Raw genomic sequence first — 1455 nt, forward strand, 5'->3', positions numbered from 1 at the left:
GATTAATTATTAATCATAAGGGCAAAAATCAAGGATGCTTTTATACACCCTTAATGTCGGTTTTGACGGTTGGTTGTGAAGTGTCCCCTTCTATTTCAGGGGACGGTTCCTTACGCTTTTATTCCCTATGCTATAAATTCTTGCTAATCGAGTGTACCATTATAGAAACGATAGCTGCTCCATCGATAATCTTTTTGGCCGTCTACCATTTTTGCCTCTACAGGATTATTGTGGACATACCTTATTGCCTGTAGCAATTGATGATCATTATATATTGACTCGCTGAAGAATTAGACAACTTTAGAGTCTAATTTCACTCTATTAATCTCAGTTATTATACCATTCAAATTATCGTTCTCAACTTCCTGACCAAAAATTGATTCAAACTCAATATCATTTCGTCTTAACTTAAGTGTAAAAAACTGAGATGTTGTTTCGGTTTTCTTTTGCGCCGCTAAAGACAATACCCCAAGCAATAAAACTCTTGGTACAGTTATGTTTTTTTCAAGTTCAGTTTTTGTTTGAACATGATACTCAACAATCTCATCAGGTGTTAGTTTGTGTACGTTGTTCATGGTGTAATCTTGAATGTAAATTTCACCATCTGTGACCTTAAAAACAACTTTTTCATCTTCTTTGAAGTATGGGTACCCTCCTAAGTGTTTGAGCGTTTTATAGTATTGAGAGCGTGATTGGTCAAGGATAATTTCATTAAATTTATCATTACCACCAAGATTTTTAACATGCGATTTGTGTGATACATAAGCTAAAACAAAAAGTCCAAACAATGAAAACAGTATTATCATAATGCCATCTACAATACCTACCATAATATCCACAACAACACCTCCTAGAAAATTTTTACTTATTCCAATTCTAATATATATTATTAAAATTGTCAATTTTTGATTTATACTTAAAACTGACGTGGGAGATTCTATAAAGAAAAAAACATACTAAACTTCTTATTGCATCCGTGCTATTAATATGTAATTATAAGCTAACCCAGTAGATTCCGAATATACCCGGAGACTCCGGGTTTTATAAAGCCTGAAGCATTGTAATAAAAAGCAAATATCTATTCAAATTATGCACTCTTCAAAGTCGGTGGATTAGTTTTGTTGTGATTGTTTGCGTTTTTTGCCTTTCGATATCTTGCTATGATTAATTATTAGTCATAAGGGCAAAGATCAAGGATGCTTTTATACACCCTTAACGTCAGTTTTGACGGTTGGTTGGGAAGTGTCCCCTTTTACCCCGAACTGAGATCCCCAACTTCATCAACATCAAATATAACCGCAGCCTTTCAGATGCAAGAGCTGTATCTACATTTTTGATGCGCTGCCTTTGCGACTTCACATACAAGGACATCTGCAAGACTTTAGGCAACATTACTGCAAGCCAGGCAGCTAAGCTTTGCAACAAAGGTTATGAGTTGATCAAGTCAATCCCCAA

1 protein-coding gene is annotated in these 1455 nt (G+C 34.9%); it reads right to left on the bottom strand.

Annotation, left to right across the window (positions count from 1 at the left end; all coding sequences use genetic code 11):
- Positions 1-290 precede the first annotated feature (290 nt).
- Positions 291-839, bottom strand: a complete 549-nt coding sequence (locus BUB93_RS04570; RefSeq protein WP_073269908.1) for a hypothetical protein — start codon at positions 837-839, stop codon at positions 291-293.
- Positions 840-1455 lie beyond the last annotated feature (616 nt).

The organism is Alkalibacter saccharofermentans DSM 14828 (assembly GCF_900128885.1).
In the GTDB taxonomy this organism is placed as follows: domain Bacteria; phylum Bacillota; class Clostridia; order Eubacteriales; family Alkalibacteraceae; genus Alkalibacter; species Alkalibacter saccharofermentans.